This window comes from Burkholderia sp. RF4-BP95 (assembly GCF_001521985.1).
Lineage (GTDB): Bacteria > Pseudomonadota > Gammaproteobacteria > Burkholderiales > Burkholderiaceae > Burkholderia > Burkholderia diffusa.
Window position 1 is genome coordinate 16,228 of record NZ_LOSX01000070.1, and the last position, 15,553, is coordinate 31,780.

16 protein-coding genes are annotated in these 15,553 nt (G+C 67.0%); 8 read left to right on the top strand and 8 right to left on the bottom strand.

What is annotated here, in order from left to right; all coding sequences use genetic code 11:
- Nucleotides 1–18: 18 nt before the first annotated feature.
- Nucleotides 19–456 (bottom strand): helix-turn-helix domain-containing protein, encoded by a 438-nt coding sequence (locus WS46_RS23200; RefSeq protein WP_059534856.1) that lies wholly within the window; start codon nucleotides 454–456, stop codon nucleotides 19–21.
- A gap of 345 nt (nucleotides 457–801) precedes the next feature.
- Between WS46_RS23200 and mnmE the strand changes: the two genes are divergently transcribed.
- A complete protein-coding gene (mnmE, locus tag WS46_RS23205) occupies nucleotides 802–2,196 on the top strand; it encodes a tRNA uridine-5-carboxymethylaminomethyl(34) synthesis GTPase MnmE (RefSeq protein WP_059691898.1) in 1,395 nt (464 codons plus the stop codon).
- A 102-nt stretch (nucleotides 2,197–2,298) separates the two neighbouring features.
- On the opposite strand, the gene WS46_RS36570 is transcribed toward mnmE, so the two are convergent.
- From WS46_RS36570 to WS46_RS36135, 4 genes are all read right to left on the bottom strand, one after another.
- Nucleotides 2,299–2,424 (bottom strand): hypothetical protein, encoded by a 126-nt coding sequence (locus WS46_RS36570; RefSeq protein WP_256980637.1) that lies wholly within the window; start codon nucleotides 2,422–2,424, stop codon nucleotides 2,299–2,301.
- Nucleotides 2,425–2,573: 149 nt separating this feature from the next.
- A complete protein-coding gene (locus tag WS46_RS23210) occupies nucleotides 2,574–3,932 on the bottom strand; it encodes a sensor domain-containing diguanylate cyclase (RefSeq protein ID WP_059691899.1) in 1,359 nt (452 codons plus the stop codon).
- A gap of 110 nt (nucleotides 3,933–4,042) precedes the next feature.
- On the bottom strand, nucleotides 4,043–4,291 hold the full coding sequence (locus tag WS46_RS23215; RefSeq protein WP_059534862.1) for a DUF2795 domain-containing protein: 249 nt from the start codon (nucleotides 4,289–4,291) through the stop codon (nucleotides 4,043–4,045).
- Nucleotides 4,292–4,396: 105 nt separating this feature from the next.
- The gene (locus tag WS46_RS36135; protein WP_006489933.1) at nucleotides 4,397–4,567 is read right to left on the bottom strand and encodes a hypothetical protein; all 171 of its coding nucleotides are present in this window, start codon (nucleotides 4,565–4,567) and stop codon (nucleotides 4,397–4,399) included.
- Between the two features lie 151 nt (nucleotides 4,568–4,718).
- Between WS46_RS36135 and speG the strand changes: the two genes are divergently transcribed.
- The 3 genes from speG (at nucleotide 4,719) to WS46_RS23230 (ending at nucleotide 6,841) form a co-directional block, all read left to right on the top strand.
- On the top strand, nucleotides 4,719–5,261 hold the full coding sequence (gene speG / locus WS46_RS23220) for a spermidine N1-acetyltransferase (RefSeq protein ID WP_059691900.1): 543 nt from the start codon (nucleotides 4,719–4,721) through the stop codon (nucleotides 5,259–5,261).
- 501 nt (nucleotides 5,262–5,762) lie between these two features.
- Nucleotides 5,763–6,110, top strand: a complete 348-nt coding sequence (gene sap1 / locus WS46_RS23225; RefSeq protein WP_044848669.1) for a surface attachment protein Sap1 — start codon at nucleotides 5,763–5,765, stop codon at nucleotides 6,108–6,110.
- Between the two features lie 176 nt (nucleotides 6,111–6,286).
- Entirely contained in the window at nucleotides 6,287–6,841 is a 555-nt protein-coding gene (locus WS46_RS23230; RefSeq protein WP_059691901.1) for a YaeQ family protein, read from the top strand.
- A gap of 10 nt (nucleotides 6,842–6,851) precedes the next feature.
- Here the strand turns inward: WS46_RS23230 and WS46_RS23235 are convergent, their stop codons facing one another.
- Nucleotides 6,852–7,265: a VOC family protein gene (locus WS46_RS23235; protein ID WP_059534865.1), complete on the bottom strand. Its 414-nt coding sequence runs from the start codon at nucleotides 7,263–7,265 to the stop codon at nucleotides 6,852–6,854.
- Nucleotides 7,266–7,705: 440 nt separating this feature from the next.
- Here WS46_RS23235 and ada point away from each other — a divergent pair, with 440 nt between their 5' ends.
- From ada to gshA, 3 genes are all read left to right on the top strand, one after another.
- A complete protein-coding gene (gene ada / locus WS46_RS23240; protein WP_059691902.1) occupies nucleotides 7,706–8,797 on the top strand; it encodes a bifunctional DNA-binding transcriptional regulator/O6-methylguanine-DNA methyltransferase Ada in 1,092 nt (363 codons plus the stop codon).
- 17 nt (nucleotides 8,798–8,814) lie between these two features.
- The gene (locus WS46_RS23245) at nucleotides 8,815–9,768 is read left to right on the top strand and encodes a DNA-3-methyladenine glycosylase (protein WP_257130048.1); all 954 of its coding nucleotides are present in this window, start codon (nucleotides 8,815–8,817) and stop codon (nucleotides 9,766–9,768) included.
- Between the two features lie 487 nt (nucleotides 9,769–10,255).
- Nucleotides 10,256–11,869 (top strand): glutamate--cysteine ligase, encoded by a 1,614-nt coding sequence (gene gshA / locus WS46_RS23250; RefSeq protein ID WP_059691904.1) that lies wholly within the window; start codon nucleotides 10,256–10,258, stop codon nucleotides 11,867–11,869.
- Nucleotides 11,870–11,960: 91 nt separating this feature from the next.
- Here gshA and WS46_RS23255 read toward each other — a convergent pair whose 3' ends face one another.
- Nucleotides 11,961–12,275, bottom strand: a complete 315-nt coding sequence (locus tag WS46_RS23255) for a DUF4148 domain-containing protein (protein WP_059691974.1) — start codon at nucleotides 12,273–12,275, stop codon at nucleotides 11,961–11,963.
- A gap of 515 nt (nucleotides 12,276–12,790) precedes the next feature.
- On the opposite strand from WS46_RS23255, the gene WS46_RS23260 reads away from it, so the two are divergent.
- Nucleotides 12,791–14,431 (top strand): L-lactate permease, encoded by a 1,641-nt coding sequence (locus tag WS46_RS23260; RefSeq protein WP_059534874.1) that lies wholly within the window; start codon nucleotides 12,791–12,793, stop codon nucleotides 14,429–14,431.
- Between the two features lie 133 nt (nucleotides 14,432–14,564).
- Here WS46_RS23260 and WS46_RS23265 read toward each other — a convergent pair whose 3' ends face one another.
- A complete protein-coding gene (locus tag WS46_RS23265; RefSeq protein WP_059691905.1) occupies nucleotides 14,565–15,473 on the bottom strand; it encodes a LysR family transcriptional regulator in 909 nt (302 codons plus the stop codon).
- Nucleotides 15,474–15,553 lie beyond the last annotated feature (80 nt).

The following is a 15,553-nucleotide window of genomic DNA, read 5'->3' on the forward strand; positions in this document are numbered from 1 at the left end:
GAGGTCGACCGCTGCCGTTCAGGCCTTCTTCGCGTCGATTTTCGCGTCGCTGCCGTAGAACTGCTCGATCAGTTCCTGAACGAGGTAACGTTGATGCGGCGGCAGCGCCTCGATCTTCGACGCGAGTTCGATCGTCTCGGGCGTCGGCGGATAGCGCTCGTCGCGCGGCAGCGGTTGCGGCGTCGGATGTTCGGTCACGCTCGGCGACGGGCCGTAATGCAGCCAATGCAGCTCGACGCGCAACCAGTCGGCGAGCGTTTCGAGTTTGTCCGGCGTCGGAATCGTCCGGCCGGTCAGCCATTTGTGCGCGGTCTGCGGTGAAACCGGCTGCGCGCCATGGTGACGCAGATTGAACCGGTTCGCGAGTTCGGTCGCGCCGGTGATCTTCTCCGGGCTGCGCCTCAAGGCGAATTTCAGGCGTTCCGAAAACGCTGATTTTTCTTCGGGTGTCGGCATGGGGGTGATTGTGCAATTCCACCGACGCCTTTCAGACAACCATATAGGCTAAACATAGCTCGTTTGGATGAATCCCAACCTGCCGCGGGCCGTGTCGAGGAATTGGGGGCGCAGCGTCGGGCCAATCCGGCAGGCCTGTTCGTCCGAATTGGACAGTATGTGCGGGCGTGGAATTGAGACTCGCCTTAGCTCCGTCGGGATAAATTCGGGCGATTCCGAAACCGACGCGGCGTCCGGTGGCGCGCCGGCCGGCACGCTACAATGCCGGCGTCCCGATGCCCGCACCGTTGCGCGGGCGCATCATTGCATCATTGACCATCCGTTCACCCGATTCATCCGATTCCCATGCTTGCTACCGATTCCGATCCGATCGTCGCCATTGCCACCGCTGCCGGCCGGGGTGGCATCGGCGTCGTCCGCGTGTCGTTCGGGCGCGGCGGCGAGGCGGCCGCGTTGCCGCTGATCGACGCGTTGTGCGGGCAGCGGCTCGCGCCGCGCCATGCGAGCTACGTGCCGTTCCTCGACGAGCACGGCGCGCCGCTCGACCGCGGGATCGCGCTGTATTTCCCCGCGCCGCATTCGTACACGGGTGAGCACGTGCTGGAGCTGCAGGGGCATGGCGGGCCGATCGTGATGCAGCTGCTGCTGCAGCGCTGCCTGGATGCGGGGCGCGGCTTCGGGCTGCGGCTCGCGGAACCGGGCGAGTTCACGCGGCGCGCGTTTCTGAACGACAAGCTGGACCTCGCGCAGGCCGAGGCCGTCGCCGACCTGATCGAGGCGAGCACCGAAGCGGCGGCGCGCTCGGCCGGGCGCTCGCTCGACGGCGCGTTCTCGCGACAGATCCACGCGCTCGTCGAGGATGTGATCACGCTGCGGATGCTGGTCGAGGCGACGCTCGATTTCCCGGAAGAGGAAATCGACTTCCTGGAAGCGGCCGATGCGCGCGGCAAGCTCGCGAAGATCCGCGAGCAACTGGCGCACGTGCTCGGCGACGCGCGGCAGGGCGCGCTGCTGCGCGAGGGGTTGTCGGTCGTGCTCGCGGGGCAGCCGAACGTCGGCAAGTCGTCGTTGCTGAACGCGCTGGCCGGCGCGGAGCTGGCGATCGTCACGCCGATCGCGGGCACGACGCGCGACAAGGTCGCACAAACGATCCAGGTCGAAGGGATTCCGCTGCACATCATCGATACGGCCGGGTTGCGCGAGACGGAGGACGAAGTCGAGCGGATCGGGATCGCGCGCACATGGAGCGAGATCGAGCGCGCGGACGTCGTGCTGCACCTGCTCGATTCGCGCACGGGGATGACGGCGGACGACGAGTCGATCGCGGCGCGGTTCCCGGATGGCGTGCCGGTGGTGCGGGTGCTGAACAAGACGGATCTGACCGGCGTGTCGGCGTGCGTCGAGCATCCGGCGGCCGAAGGCGACCTGACCGAGGTGCATCTGTCGGCGAAGCGCGGCGACGGGATCGACATGCTGCGCGCGGAGTTGCTGCGAATCGCGGGGTGGCAGGCCGGGGCCGAAGGCGTTTATCTGGCGCGCGAACGGCATTTGATTGCGTTGCGGGCTGCGCAGGAGCATCTCGCGCAGGCGGCCGATCATGCGGAGCAGCGGGCGCAATCGCTCGATCTGTTTGCGGAGGAGCTGCGGTTGGCGCAGGAGCAGCTCAATGCGATTACCGGCGAGTTCACTTCGGATGATCTGCTGGGGGTGATTTTCAGCAGGTTCTGTATCGGGAAATAAACGGCCGGCCGCCCAAGGTGGTCCAGGGTCGTCACCGGCAGTCCGGATCAATCGGCTGATCCGATCCGGACGGCGTCATCGCGGCAGCCGAAGCGGAATGCATCAATCCCAATGGCGATGATGATGGTAATACCCACCATCACCGTAATACCCGCCACCATCAGGCACCACGATGCAGCCGCTCAACAACACGGCCACGCCGGCAATCAGCAAAAGGGTTTTCTTCATCGCGTTCACCTGCTCGGATTCGACATGAATCCAGCATAGCGAGCGCCGTCAACAGCGGCTGTAAGCGATCGTTTCCCCGTGCCGCAATCCGTAACGGCGGATTATTCCGGTCACAATGACCGTAACAAGTCGCCAATCCGCAGACGTTTTCACGCCACGACGACGCAGTTTCGCCCCGCATCCTTCGCGTGGTACAGCGCGGCATCGGCAGCTTCGATCAATGCATCGGGCGTCGACAGATCCTCGGCCGACACCGTCGCGCAACCGACGCTGACGCTCACGCGCCCCGCCGGCGACGAAGGCATCGGGAGATCGAGCCGCAGCACCGCTTCGCGCGCTTCCTCGGCAACGACCCGCGCACCGCGCGCGCCGGTGTTCGGCAGCACGATCGCAAACTCCTCGCCGCCATAGCGCGCGACGATATCGGCGGGGCGTCGCACCGCACCGGCCAGCGCATTCGCGACGGCGATCAGGCATGCGTCGCCCTTCACGTGACCGAACGCGTCGTTGTAGGCCTTGAAGTGATCGACGTCGACCATCAGCAGCGACAACGGCTCGCTTTGCCGCCGCGCCTGCAGAAACAGCGTATGGAAATGATCGTTGAAGTGGCTGCGGTTGAACGCGCCGGTCAGCCCGTCGCGCGCGGACGAACGAACCAGCGTCGCATGTGCTTCGAACAGCTGCTGATACAGCTTCGTCACTTCCCACGCGAGCACGCACACCAGCACGCCGGGCGTGAACATGCTGAACACGCGCGCGAGATACCAGCCGACGGTGAAGCGGTTCGTGGTCAGCAGGTTCAGCGTCGTGTCGGTGAGGCCGGCGAGCACCGCGATCGCGACCCACAGGTCGAGCGTCGTGCGCAGCCGGCCGGCGGCCAGCACGGCGACGAGCGCGAGCGCATTGAGGATCCATACGACCAGCGCGATCCCGTTGACGGGCAGCGCGGCCGCGTCGGCCGGCGGATGGAACGCGGGCGGCAGTGCAACGTTCAACGCGAGCATGCACAGCAGCGCGGCCGCGACGGCCGGGCCGCCAACCAGCGCGAACGTCCACAGGCGCGTCTGCGCGGCGCCGACCGGCGCACGCGTGAGTCGCTCGCGCGCGAGCAGCGCGGCCATCACGAAGCAGGGAAAGCCGGCATGCCAGAAGACCCACATCCACGCGGCACTTTGCGGACGCGCGCCGAGCAAGCCCTGCGGCGCGAACACGCCGGGAAAGGTGAGCAGCTGCAGCGCGACGGCGAGTGCGGTGAATGCATAGGCGCCGCCGAGCGCACCGAGCACGGGCTGGCGGGTGACGGTGAATTGCGCGCCGAGGAAGAAGGCGGCGATGCTCGCGGTGGTGAACACGGTCAGCGCGCACATCGGCATGAACGGCTCGACGACCGGCAGCGCGACGTTCGCGTGCGGCACGGCGATTCCGAGCGCGAGCACGATGACGAGCGCCGTCAGCGCGCCGAACCAGAGCTGACGACGCGACGTGTGCTGGATCAGAATGCCTTCCATGGATTCCCCCCGGGCGCTCGTGCGGTCATGCCCCGTCTTGGCGCCGGGCAGCATGCATCCGGCCGCGATGCGACCGGTGCGCCCGATCCTATCGCGTTATTCGCGCGCGCTCAAATCCCGAGGCCGGGGCCGAAGTTGCCGGCGACCCAGCGTGTGACGGCATCGACGTCCGCGTAGTCCTGTTCGGGCAGGCCGTCGAGCATCGACAGCACTTCGTTGCTCGCGCCGGCGTCGCGCGCGGCGTCGACGATCGCATCCTTGTTCGCCGGGTAGCGGACGGCGGCCAGCACGTCGGCGATCTGCAGATCGATCGCTTCGCCGGGGATATCGTGCGGAGGGAGGGCGGATTTGTCGTTCACGTCGGCGTCTCGCTGGTTGAGCGGGAATCGGTTCTTCGCGGAAGGGGCTCCGTTCGGTTCGGGGCGACCGGCCCGGACGGAGTGCCTGCGGGGATGGCGATCGACTCAGTGCCCGCGCCGCACGCGGCGCCACGGATGCTTCCAGTCGATATGCGGTGCGTTTTCGTCGCGCGGATGCTGGCGCCGATGTTCCTGCCACAGTTCGTCGGAGAACAGCGCAGCCACGATCACGAGTGGCAATACGAGAAAGATGCCGAGTATGACTTGCTCGATCACGATAGCCTCCTTGCGGTGGCAGGAACCCTTGCTCCCATTCTAGGCTCTGAACTTCGCCCGCGGACAACTTCTTGCAGCGCGGAACGCGCCCCGCTCGCGATGCCGCGGCCGGACGCTTCACGCGCACGCGGGCATCAAAAAGGACACGAACATGCAACTCCAGAACGACAAGCACTCGCTTGCACTGCGGCCGCTGGAGCGCCAGGACCTGCGCTTCGTTCACGAACTGAACAACGACGCGAAGATCATGCGCTACTGGTTCGAGGAGCCGTACGAAACCTTCTCCGAGCTGTCGCAACTGTATGACCGCCATGTGCACGACCAGCGCGAGCGCCGCTTCGTCGCGGTCGATCCGCAAGACGAACTGGTCGGCCTCGTCGAGCTGATCGAGCTCGACTACATCCATCGTCGCGGCGAGTTCCAGATCATTATCGCGCCCCAATGCCAGGGGCGCGGCTACGCGGGCCAGGCGACGCGCCTCGCGATCGAATATGCGTTCAAGGTGCTGAACATGCGCAAGCTGTACCTGATCGTCGACACGTCGAATGCGGCGGCAATCCACGTATACGAGAAATGCGGATTCCAGCACGAGGCGGAATTGAAGGAAGAATTTTTCGGAAACGGTGCGTATCACAACGCTTATCGCATGTGCATCTTCCAGCGCGATTATTTCGAGCGGCCGCAATCGGCCTGAATAAAGCCGGGTAAAAACAGTGGCGAAGACGCCCTGCGGCCACGCGCTGCGGGGCGCTCGACCCATTCGGGAAAATACGGGTAAATACGAGTGCGCTTATACCTGGCATTTTTCTTGTATCAGATAATTCCGGTGCCGCACTGCGGTAAATTCATATCGTTTTGGATGACTTTATGTGCAATGCATCAAAACGATCCCGATATCGAAATGAATTATCCAAACCGTTCAATCGGCGTATCGCAAATTCGCTGACAGTCTTGCTGGACAGGACTTTGCGCCCGGCGGCGCGGGCAAATTCACCCGATGGCAGATAACGCCGCGTGCGTGCGGCAAGCAAAAAATCGGGTGCGCGCAGGGTGCGACAATTCGCCGCTATTGCGATCGCACAACAAATGTGCTTGATATCGCTTGCCGGTCTTCTAAAGTGAAAAACGCGGGTTCACGATCACCTTTAAACACATAGCTAACCGAGCCTGGTGCCCGCAAGCCTGGAGACAGAACATGATGAAACGTACCGGTGTCCTCTTTGCCCTTGTCGGCGCATTTTCCGTGGTGTCGATCGCCCAGGCGGGCGGCGATGCGGCTGTCCAGCCGAAGCAGGAAATCCAGCTGACGAAGAATGCGTGGGGCTGTCTGTCGAAAGACAATCTGGACTCCGTACTGAGTCACGAGCGTGACGGCAAGTCGCAGGCGAAGCAGCAGTATTTCGACGACTACCGTTGCCTGTCGGTGCCGGAAGGCCAGCGCTTCCGCGTGGTGTCGGTCGATCAGGGCGACGTCCAGTTCGTCAGCGCCGACAACAGCGACCAGCAAGGCCTCTGGACCGATTCGCGCTTCGTCAAGCAGTAACCGCACGCGCATCTCTCGCACGCGCACGCCGGCCGGAACCGCCGGCGGCGCGGCACGAACGCGGCCCGGCAGATGCCGGGCCGTCGTGCTGTGGAGCGTCCGTCACGCGCCGGGCGCCGCGCATTCGGTATCATCACGGCCCGACCGAACCGAATGCCCGCCCGGGCCGTATCCGCATGGCGCTGAAATCCACGATCTACAAAGCCGAGCTGCAAATCGCCGACATGGATCGGCACTACTACGCCGATCACGCGTTGACGGTCGCCCGTCACCCGTCGGAAACCGACGACCGGATGATGGTGCGCATCGTCGCGTTCGCGCTGTTCGCGCACGAGCGTCTCGAATTCTGCAAGGGGCTGTCGGACGTCGACGAACCCGATCTGTGGCAGAAGGACCTGACGGGCGCGATCGACGTGTGGATCGAGGCTGGCCAGCCCGACGAACGGCGCATCTCGAAGGCGGCCGGCCGCGCCGGCCAGGTCACGGTGATTGCGTACGGCGGCAAGACCTCGGACATCTGGTGGCAGGGCGTGCGCAGCAAGGTGGAGCGACTGCGCAACGTCCAGGTGCTGTCGATGGCCGACGGTGTCGCGGCCGCGCTCGGGCGTCTCGCCGAGCGGACGATGCGCCTGCAGTGCACGGTCCAGGACGGCGCCGCCTGGATCTCGAGCGCCGATCACGATCCCGTCGCGGTCGAATGGACGGTCCTGAAGGCGCGCGCCGACGCGTGACGGCCGGCGCTCAGCCGAGCGCGGCGGGCGGCCCCTTGAATTCCAGCATGTTCCCTTCGGGATCGAACAGATAGATCGATGGCCCGTAGCCGCCGGCGCCGTAACGTTCGGCGGGGGCGCCGGGGCGCGCGCCATGCGCGGCGAAATGCGCGATCAGTGCTTCGGGGTCGAATGGCTCGACGCGCAGGCAGAGGTGGTCGAGATTGCGGCCGGTGCCGGGCGGGCCGCTGTCGGGACGGTCGATCGGGCCGCCAACCGACAGCAGGTCGATCAGCGCGTCGCCGGCGCGCAACTGTACAAGCCCCAGGTCGGGTTGTTCCTTCTCCACGTGGCAGCCGACGGCATCGCAGTAAAAGTGCGTCATCGCAGCCATGTCGGTCACGCGTAGCACGACGTGATCGATCGCGCGGATGGTCGGTTTCATGAGCGGGCACTCCTTCGCGGATGGCGTGCACCGAGTGTAGACCGCGCCGGCGACATATGCCGGAACGCGGCACGATCGACGGACGAAAAAAAGCCCGTTCACGCAGAGCGGAACGGGCTTAATCCATATCAGGAGGAGACATGGAGGAGACAGTTCCAACTATACACACGGCGATGGTGCGTTGCAATATTCCGAGTGTAAAAAATGGTCAGGACGGCGATTTGTCGCATCCGCACTGCAGCAAAATGGTGACGCGATGATGACGAAAGCGGCGTCCACGCAGCGCTTGCGCGGCTTTTCGTCCGATTGAACGGTTTCGACGCGCCTTTGATTGCGTCCCCGATTTCGCCGGCGCGAATCACAGAGCAAGATTCAGGGCGCGACGGCCCATGCCGATGTCTAGAGTAGGCACCATCTACACTGGAGAGTACGAGGTTCAGATGAAAACCGCCTATTCGACCGATGATGCCCGCTGGGGCGCCGTGACCGCCCGCGATCCGCATGCGGACGGCGCGTTCTTCTATGCCGTGCGCACGACCGGCGTGTTCTGCCGCCCAAGCTGCGCGTCGCGGCTGCCGCGGCGCGAGCACGTGTCCTTCTTTGCCGATCCGGCCGCCGCCCGCGCGGCCGGCTTCCGCCCGTGCAAGCGCTGCCAGCCGGAAGGGCTGCCGCGCGAGCTCGAGATCGTCAACCGCGCGTGCGCGGTGCTCGACGCGCATCCGGAGCGGCTCACGCTGCAGCAGCTGAGCGACGCCGTGCACGTGAGCCCGTTCCACCTGCAGCGGTTGTTCAAGCGCGTGGTCGGCGTGTCGCCGCGGCAGTATCAGGCCGCGCAGCGCGGTGCCGCATTGCGCGAGGCGCTGCAAAGCGGGCAGCCGGTCACGCAGGCGGCCGTCGACGCGGGGTTCAATTCGCCGTCGCGGCTCTACGCATCGGTGCCGCGCGAGCTGGGGATGGCGCCGTCCGCGTTCCGTCGCCAGGGCGCCGGCCTGCGCATCGATTATGCGACCGCGTCGACGCCGCTCGGCACGGTGCTCGTTGCCGCGACCGAACAGGGCATCTGCCGGATCGCGTTCGGCGACGAACCGGCGTCGCTCGTCGGCGAACTGAAGGATGCGTTCGCGCGTGCCGAGCTGGTCGAATCGCCGTCGCGGCTCGCGCCGTTCGTCGCGCAGATCCGCGCGTATCTGGACGGCACGCGGCACGCGTTCGACCTGCCGCTCGACATCGCGCCGACCGCGTTCCAGCAGCGCGTGTGGGAAGCGCTGACGCATATCCCGTACGGCGAGACGCGCAGCTATTCGGAGATCGCCGAGGCGCTGGGCGCGCCGCGCGCGGTGCGGGCCGTCGCATCGGCCTGCGCGTCGAACCCGGTCGCGCTCGCGATCCCGTGCCACCGTGTCGTGCAGAAGGGCGGCGCGCTCGCAGGATATCGCTGGGGCGTGCGCCGCAAGGCGACGCTGCTCGCGTCCGAGGCGCGTCATGTGCGCGACGATGAAACCGAAGCCGTTGCGGAGGGAAACGCAGTTTGAGCATCGATAAAACCACGATGACGTCGATCGCGGACGGCGGCCACGTGCCGCCGTCCGCGCAGATGGCGCTGCGCTTCAAGGCGCCGTACGACTGGGCGCGCGTGCTGCGCTTCTTCAGCGGACGGGCGATTCCGGGTGTCGAACAGGTCGTCGACGGCATGTATCGCCGGATCGTCGACCTGAACGGCGACGCGGGCAGGCTCACCGTCACGAAGCATCCGCGCCGGCATTGCCTGATCGCGACGCTCGAGGGGGCGGCCGCGCGGCATGTCGACGATGCATTCGCGCACCGCGTCGCATCGATGTTCGACCTCGGCGCCGACCCGGCCGCGATCGGCGGCGGACTCGCGCGCGACCCGTGGTTCGCGCCGCTCGTCGAGGCCGCGCCGGGACTGCGCGTGCCGGGCGCCTGGTCGGGGTTCGAGCTTGCGGTGCGCGCGATCGTCGGCCAGCAGGTGAGCGTGAAGGCGGCGACGACGATCGTCGGCAGGCTCGTCCAGCGGGCCGGCGAGCGCGTCGTGCACGACGACGGCATAGCGGCGCCGGACGGCGCCCCCGCGTGGCGTTTCCCGACGCCGGACGCGCTCGCCGCATGCGATCTGGAGAAGATCGGGATGCCCGGCAAGCGGGCCGCCGCGCTGACGGGCATGGCGCGCGCGGTGGCGGCCGGCCACGTGCCGCTCGATCCCGCGCAGGCCGATCTCGCGACGCTGCGCCGCGCGTGGCTCGACCTGCCCGGCATCGGCCCGTGGACCGTCGAATACATCGCGATGCGCGCGTGGCGCGACCCGGACGCGTGGCCGGCGTCCGATCTGGTGCTGATGCAGTCGATCGCCGCGCGCGATCCGTCGCTCGACCGGCTCGCGAGCCAGAAAAGCCGGACCGAAGGCTGGCGGCCGTGGCGCGCGTATGCGGCGCTTCATTTGTGGAACGACGTGGCGGACCGGGCCGGCGGCGCGCGCGGCGGATGACGGTCGCCGCCGCAGGCCGGCGGGTGCGACCGCGCAGGGCCGCGACGCAACCCGCAAGGGGCGTCACGCCGGCAGTGATCGGTCGGCGATCCTCACGGTTGCGACGATTGACGGCGATGGGCGATCAACCCGCTCCGGTGTCCGTCGCTCCGGCGCGGACGATCGACCCGGCCGCGACGACGATGCATCGCGGGTTCGGCAGAACGGGTTGCACCTGATGGCGCTGCCGTGCTCGTCGCTCACGTTCCTTCCGACGAATGTCGCGTGATCGCCGCGTCCGTCGGCGCCGACGACGGTCGGCTGTGCGCGCGGCGTTCGCGGCCATCGGCCCGCCAGACGGCCCGCAGCGGCCGGCGCGCACCGCCCGGCGCCACCTCAAGCGCGTGTGACGGCGAGATGTTAAAGTGCCCGCTACCAACGAAGCGACCAATAATCCAGCCGGCCGCGTGCGGCATTCCGCGCGCGGCCGTCACGCACTTGCGTCTCCATGTCGAACACCATGACTCACCGCCAGTCCGAACTGCTGCTGAATCGTCTCGAAGCGCTGAGCTCGGGCCCGACGCGGCAGCATCTGCCCGACGGCCTGCGCGGCATCGAAAAGGAAAGCCTGCGCGTGACGCGCGACGGGATGATCGCGTTCACGCCGCATCCGCGCGCGCTCGGTTCGGCGCTCACGCACCCGTCATTGACGACCGACTATTCCGAAGCGCTGATCGAACTGATCACGCCGGCGGAAGGCGACGCGTCGGTCACGCTCGAACGTCTCGACGATCTGCACCGCTACGTGTATGCGTCGCTCGGCGACGAGATGCTGTGGAACGACTCGATGCCGGGCCTGCTGCCGGCCGATGATGAAATTCCGATCGCCGACTACGGCACGTCGAACATCGGCCGCCTGAAGACGGTGTACCGCCGTGGCCTCGCGTATCGCTACGGCCGCACGATGCAGTGCATCGCCGGCATCCACTACAACTATTCGCTGCACGAGGAAGTGTGGCGGCGCCTGCATGCGGAAGAGGGCTCGACGGCCACGCTCGTCGATTATCAGTCGGAGCGTTATCTCGCGCAGATCCGCAATTTCCGTCGCCGCAGCTGGCTCCTGATGTACCTGTTCGGCGCATCGCCGGCGCTCGACGCGAAATTCCTGCGCGGCAAACCGCACAAGCTCGACGCGTTCGATGCCGATACGCTGTACCGGCCGTACGCGACGAGCCTGCGGATGAGCGACCTCGGTTACTCGAACACGACCGCGCAGGCCGCGCTGCACGTCGACTACAACACGCTGCCTGGCTATCTCGATGCGCTGTCGAAGGCCGTGAGCGAGCCGTATCCGCCGTACGAGGCGATCGGCACGCATCGCGACGGCGAGTGGATCCAGATCAACACGAACGTGCTGCAGATCGAGAACGAGTTCTACTCGACGATCCGGCCGAAGCGCGTCACGTATTCGGGCGAGCGTCCGCTGCATGCGCTCGCGTCGCGCGGCGTGCAGTACATCGAAGTGCGCTGCCTCGACATCGATCCGTTCGAGCCGACCGGCATCGCGCTGGAGACCGCGCGCTTCATCGACGCGTTCCTGCTCGCCTGCGCGCTCGACGAAAGCCCCGCGCTCGACTGCGACGCGTACAAGGAAGCGAATGCGAACTTCGGCAGCGTGACGATGGAAGGGCGCAAGCCGGGGCTCACGCTGGTGCGCGACGGCCAGCCGGTCACGCTGCAGGCGTGGGCGGACGACTTGATGGCCGATATCGAGACCGTCGGGCGCCGTCTCGACGAGATTCGCGGCGGCGACGAGCATGCGCGTGCGATCGCCGCGCAGCGCGAGAAGCTCGCCGATCCGGAGCGCACGCCGTCGGCGCGCGTGCTGCGCACGATGCGCGAGAACGGGCAGTCGTTCCTCGCGTTCGCCATCGCACACAGCGAAGCGCATGCCGCGCATTTCCGCGCGAACCCGCCGTCGGCGGAGACGATGCGCGCCGAGCAGGCGCTCGCGGCGAAGTCGCTGGCCGAGCAGGCCGAGCTGGAAGCGAAGGAGGCCGGATCATTCGACGCGTTCGTCGCGGCCTATCGTGCCTATACGCTGAATCGCTTCAGCGTGTGATGGCCGTCGCCCGCTGCGCGTCGCGCGGCGGGCAGGCCGGCTGCGGGCCGGCTGGTCGCGCGGTCATGCGCCCGGCCCGGTTTCAGCCGCTTCAGTGATGCGCGTACGTGTCGCGATCGACCACGTGCGGCAGCGCCGGCTTTCCTGATTCCACATTCGCATGGCCGTCGCTGCCGCGGCCGGCCGCGTCGCGCGCCTGTGCGGCGCGCTGCATGATCGCCTGCATGTTTTGCGGAAAGTCGGGACCGCTGGCGAGACTCGGCCGATAGCCGGCGGCCTGCAGTTCCGCGAGTTCCTGGCGAACTTGCGCGCGCGTCAGCGTCGATGCAGCTTGCGCCTGGGCCTGGGCGGCGACGGCCGAGCCGATCAGCACCAACGCGTACGCCGCACGTTTCATGGTCTTCATCGTGTTTGCTCCGTATGGGTTCTGGAGCCGCGCCTTCGTCGGCACGGACGGAATCGATGCAGCGAGTCTAGGCTTCGGATGCCAAACGAAACACCCTGCGTCCCGTCAGTCACCTTTGCCGGTTGAGCAACATTGCGCCGGCGGCTTGCTGGCGCGCGCGTCAGCGGGTCGCCAGCGGTCGTTCAGCGTGCGGCGGATGCCGTGTATCGGCACCGCGCGCATCGGGGTTGCCCTCCTTGTAGAAGCGCGATGCGCCTCCTAACCTCTTTTAAGCGACCGATCGGTCGGCGTTGCGGCATGGTTGCATGCGCAAGCGTCGGATGATCGTTGCGGCCGTGGAACGGACGTTTGAACGGGATCGAGGTGTGTGCAGGCGTTGATGCGCGAGCCCCGGTCGACCGAGAAGCATGGGACCCGAGTAAGCGCTAAAGCGCTAACTCGGGTCGACCGCGAAGCATGGGATCGGAGTAAGCGCTAAAGCGCTAACTCCGATCGACACGGAGACACGAGACACGATGAATCCCACCGCAGCCCTGCCGCCCGGCATCCTGTTCGCGCAGCCGTTGACGCCCGTCGCCAACTCGCTGTTCCTCTCGTTTCTCGTCGCCGTGATCCCGATCGCGGTCGCGCTGATCGCGCTCGGCGTGCTGCGCCGGCCCGCGTGGCAGGCGTCCCTCGCCGGCCTCGTCGCCGGCCTCGCGGTCGCGATCGGCGCGTGGGGCATGCCGGCCAGCCTCGCGTTCGACGCGGTCGGCGCCGGCATGGCGCTCGCGGTCGTGCCGGTGATGTGGATCGTCTTCAACGCGCTGCTGCTGTACAACATCGCGGTGAAGTCGGGCCGCTTCGACCAGTTCCGGCAGTGGATGCTCGACAACCTGCCCGACGACCGCCGCCTCGTGCTGCTCGTCGTCGCGTTCTCGTTCGGCTGTCTGCTCGAAGGGATCTCCGGGTTCGGCACGCCTGTCGCGATCACCAGCGCGCTCTTGATCGCGCTCGGCTTCCCCGCGCTCGAAGCGCTCACCTACACGCTGTTGTTCAACACGGCGCCGGTCGCGTTCGGCGCGCTCGGCGTGCCGATCACCGTGCTCGGCGCGGTCACGTCGCTGCCGCCCGCGACGCTCGGCGCGATGGTCGGCCGGCAACTGCCGTTCTTCGCGCTGCTGCTGCCGTTCTACGTGGTCGGCGCGTACGGCGGCCTGCGCTCGATCGCGAAGCTGTGGCCCGCGCTGCTCGTGTCCGGCGGCAGCTTCGCGATCGCGCAGTTCGTCACGTCGAATTTCCTCGGCTACCAGCTCACCGACGTGCTGTCGTCACTCACGTCGCTGATCGTCACGATCGGCTTCCTGCAGGTGTGGAAGCCGCAACCCGATCCGCAATACGCGCTCGCGCGCAGCGTGCCCGCCGCGGCCGGCGCCGCGCGCGCGGGCTTCGGCGGCTGGCTGCCGTGGATCGTCGTGTCGGTGGTCGTGATCGTCTGGGTGCACGCGAACGTCGCGGCGATCGGCGACGTGAAGATCAAGTGGCCGGGCCTGCACAATACGGTGTTCGTGTCGCTGTATCACAAGCCGTATGCGGCGATCTGGGACTTCCAGCCGCTCGGCACCGGCACCGCGATCCTCCTGTCGGCGATCATCACGGCCGTGCTGACACGCACCGGCGTCGGCGCGTTCTTCGAATGCGTGGTCAAGACGTGGCGGCAGACATGGATCGCCATCGTCACGGTGATGATGATCGTCGGGCTCGCGTATCTGCTGAACTATTCGGGCATCAGCTACACGCTCGGCACCGGCGTCGCGTCGACCGGCGCGCTGTTCCCGCTCGTGTCGGCGTCGCTCGGCTGGATCGCGGTGTTCCTGTCCGGCAGCGACACGTCCGGCAATGCGCTGTTCGGCAACCTGCAGGTGGTCGCCGCGAGACAGCTCGGCTTCGATCCGGTGCTGATGGCCGCGACCAACTCGTCGGGCGGCGTGATGGGCAAGATGATCTCGCCGCAGAACATCGCCACGGGCGTGTCGACGACCGACCTGAAGGGGCAGGAAGGCGTCGTGTTCGCGCGCACGTTCTGGCACAGCGTGATCCTCACGCTGCTGCTCGGCGTGCTCGTGTTCCTGCAGCAGCACGTGTTCACGTGGATGATTCCGGCGCTGCCGAAGTAGCGCACGGCGGGAAGCAGGAAGGCAGGCACGAGGAAAACGACGAGGGCAGGCGAGGGAAAAGCGCCGGAAAAGCACGGGGAATGTGCAGGGAAGTGCGACGGAAACTGCGCGAAACCGGTGAACGCGGGGCGGCTCAGCGCGCGTTCACCGGCCGCGTCGCGTGCGTTGGCTCGTGCGTCGCGGCCTGCGCCGGCAGGATGCACGCGAGGAACGCATCGATCGCGGGGCTCTGGCGGCGCGCCTTCAGGTAGTACACGTATTCGTCGATCGTCGTGTCGACGCCGCGCAGCGCGACGACGCGCAAGTCCGGATGACGCTCGGCCTCGCCGCGCGGAAACAGGCTGCCGCCCACGCCATGCAGGATCGCCTCGCGGATCGCTTCGCGGCTGCCGATCTCGGCGACCGACGTGGCCGCAACGCCGGCCGCCGCGAGGATCGTCTCCGTGCAGCGCCGCGTGACCGATCCTTCCTCGCGCATCAGCAGCCGCACGTCGGCGAGCTGCGCGGCGTCGATCGCGTCGAAGCGCGCGAGCGGATGGTCGCGATGCACGACGAGCACGAGCGGATCGGTGGAGATCACCTTGCGTTCGAGGCCGTCCGCGTCATTGCGCTGCGACGACACCGCGAGGTCGATGCGGAATTCCTGCAGCGCCTGCAGGATCTCCTCGGAATTGCCGATCCGGCACGTGAGCGCGATGGACGGATGCGCATGCGAGAAGCGGCCGACCGCGTCCATGATGTAGTACGGCCCGGTCGCGCCGATCCGCAGATGTCCTTCGAACAGGCCGCCGACGTTGCGCAGCATGATGTCGGCCTGCGCCTCGAGCGCGATCATCTTCTCGACGAGCGGCAGCAGCTCGATCCCGGTCTCGGTGACTTCGAGCTTGCGGCCGCTGCGATAGAACAGCTCGACGCCGTACAACTGCTCGACCTGCCGGATCTGCGCGGCGATCGTCGGCTGGCTGACGCCCAGGTGGCGCGCGGCGCGCGTGATGCTGCCCTGCCGGACGGTCGCGTGGAACGCCTTCAGCTGATCGAACACGACTCGGCTTCTCCCCCCTCTTCATCGCGCGTCAGCGTAGCGCAGGCATGTGTCGGCCGGATGAAAGGCGCGCCGGGCGC

What these genes read in the sequence shown, in the direction of transcription:
- WS46_RS23200 (WP_059534856.1), bottom strand. Translation starts at nt 456, where the DNA reads ATGCCGACACCCGAAGAAAAATCAGCGTTTTCGGAACGCCTGAAATTC.
- mnmE (WP_059691898.1), top strand. Translation starts at nt 802, where the DNA reads ATGCTTGCTACCGATTCCGATCCGATCGTCGCCATTGCCACCGCTGCC.
- WS46_RS36570 (WP_256980637.1), bottom strand. Translation starts at nt 2,424, where the DNA reads ATGAAGAAAACCCTTTTGCTGATTGCCGGCGTGGCCGTGTTGTTGAGC.
- WS46_RS23210 (WP_059691899.1), bottom strand. Translation starts at nt 3,932, where the DNA reads ATGGAAGGCATTCTGATCCAGCACACGTCGCGTCGTCAGCTCTGGTTC.
- speG (WP_059691900.1), top strand. Translation starts at nt 4,719, where the DNA reads ATGCAACTCCAGAACGACAAGCACTCGCTTGCACTGCGGCCGCTGGAG.
- sap1 (WP_044848669.1), top strand. Translation starts at nt 5,763, where the DNA reads ATGATGAAACGTACCGGTGTCCTCTTTGCCCTTGTCGGCGCATTTTCC.
- WS46_RS23230 (WP_059691901.1), top strand. Translation starts at nt 6,287, where the DNA reads ATGGCGCTGAAATCCACGATCTACAAAGCCGAGCTGCAAATCGCCGAC.
- WS46_RS23235 (WP_059534865.1), bottom strand. Translation starts at nt 7,265, where the DNA reads ATGAAACCGACCATCCGCGCGATCGATCACGTCGTGCTACGCGTGACC.
- ada (WP_059691902.1), top strand. Translation starts at nt 7,706, where the DNA reads ATGAAAACCGCCTATTCGACCGATGATGCCCGCTGGGGCGCCGTGACC.
- WS46_RS23245 (WP_257130048.1), top strand. Translation starts at nt 8,815, where the DNA reads ATGACGTCGATCGCGGACGGCGGCCACGTGCCGCCGTCCGCGCAGATG.
- gshA (WP_059691904.1), top strand. Translation starts at nt 10,256, where the DNA reads ATGTCGAACACCATGACTCACCGCCAGTCCGAACTGCTGCTGAATCGT.
- WS46_RS23255 (WP_059691974.1), bottom strand. Translation starts at nt 12,275, where the DNA reads ATGAAGACCATGAAACGTGCGGCGTACGCGTTGGTGCTGATCGGCTCG.
- WS46_RS23260 (WP_059534874.1), top strand. Translation starts at nt 12,791, where the DNA reads ATGAATCCCACCGCAGCCCTGCCGCCCGGCATCCTGTTCGCGCAGCCG.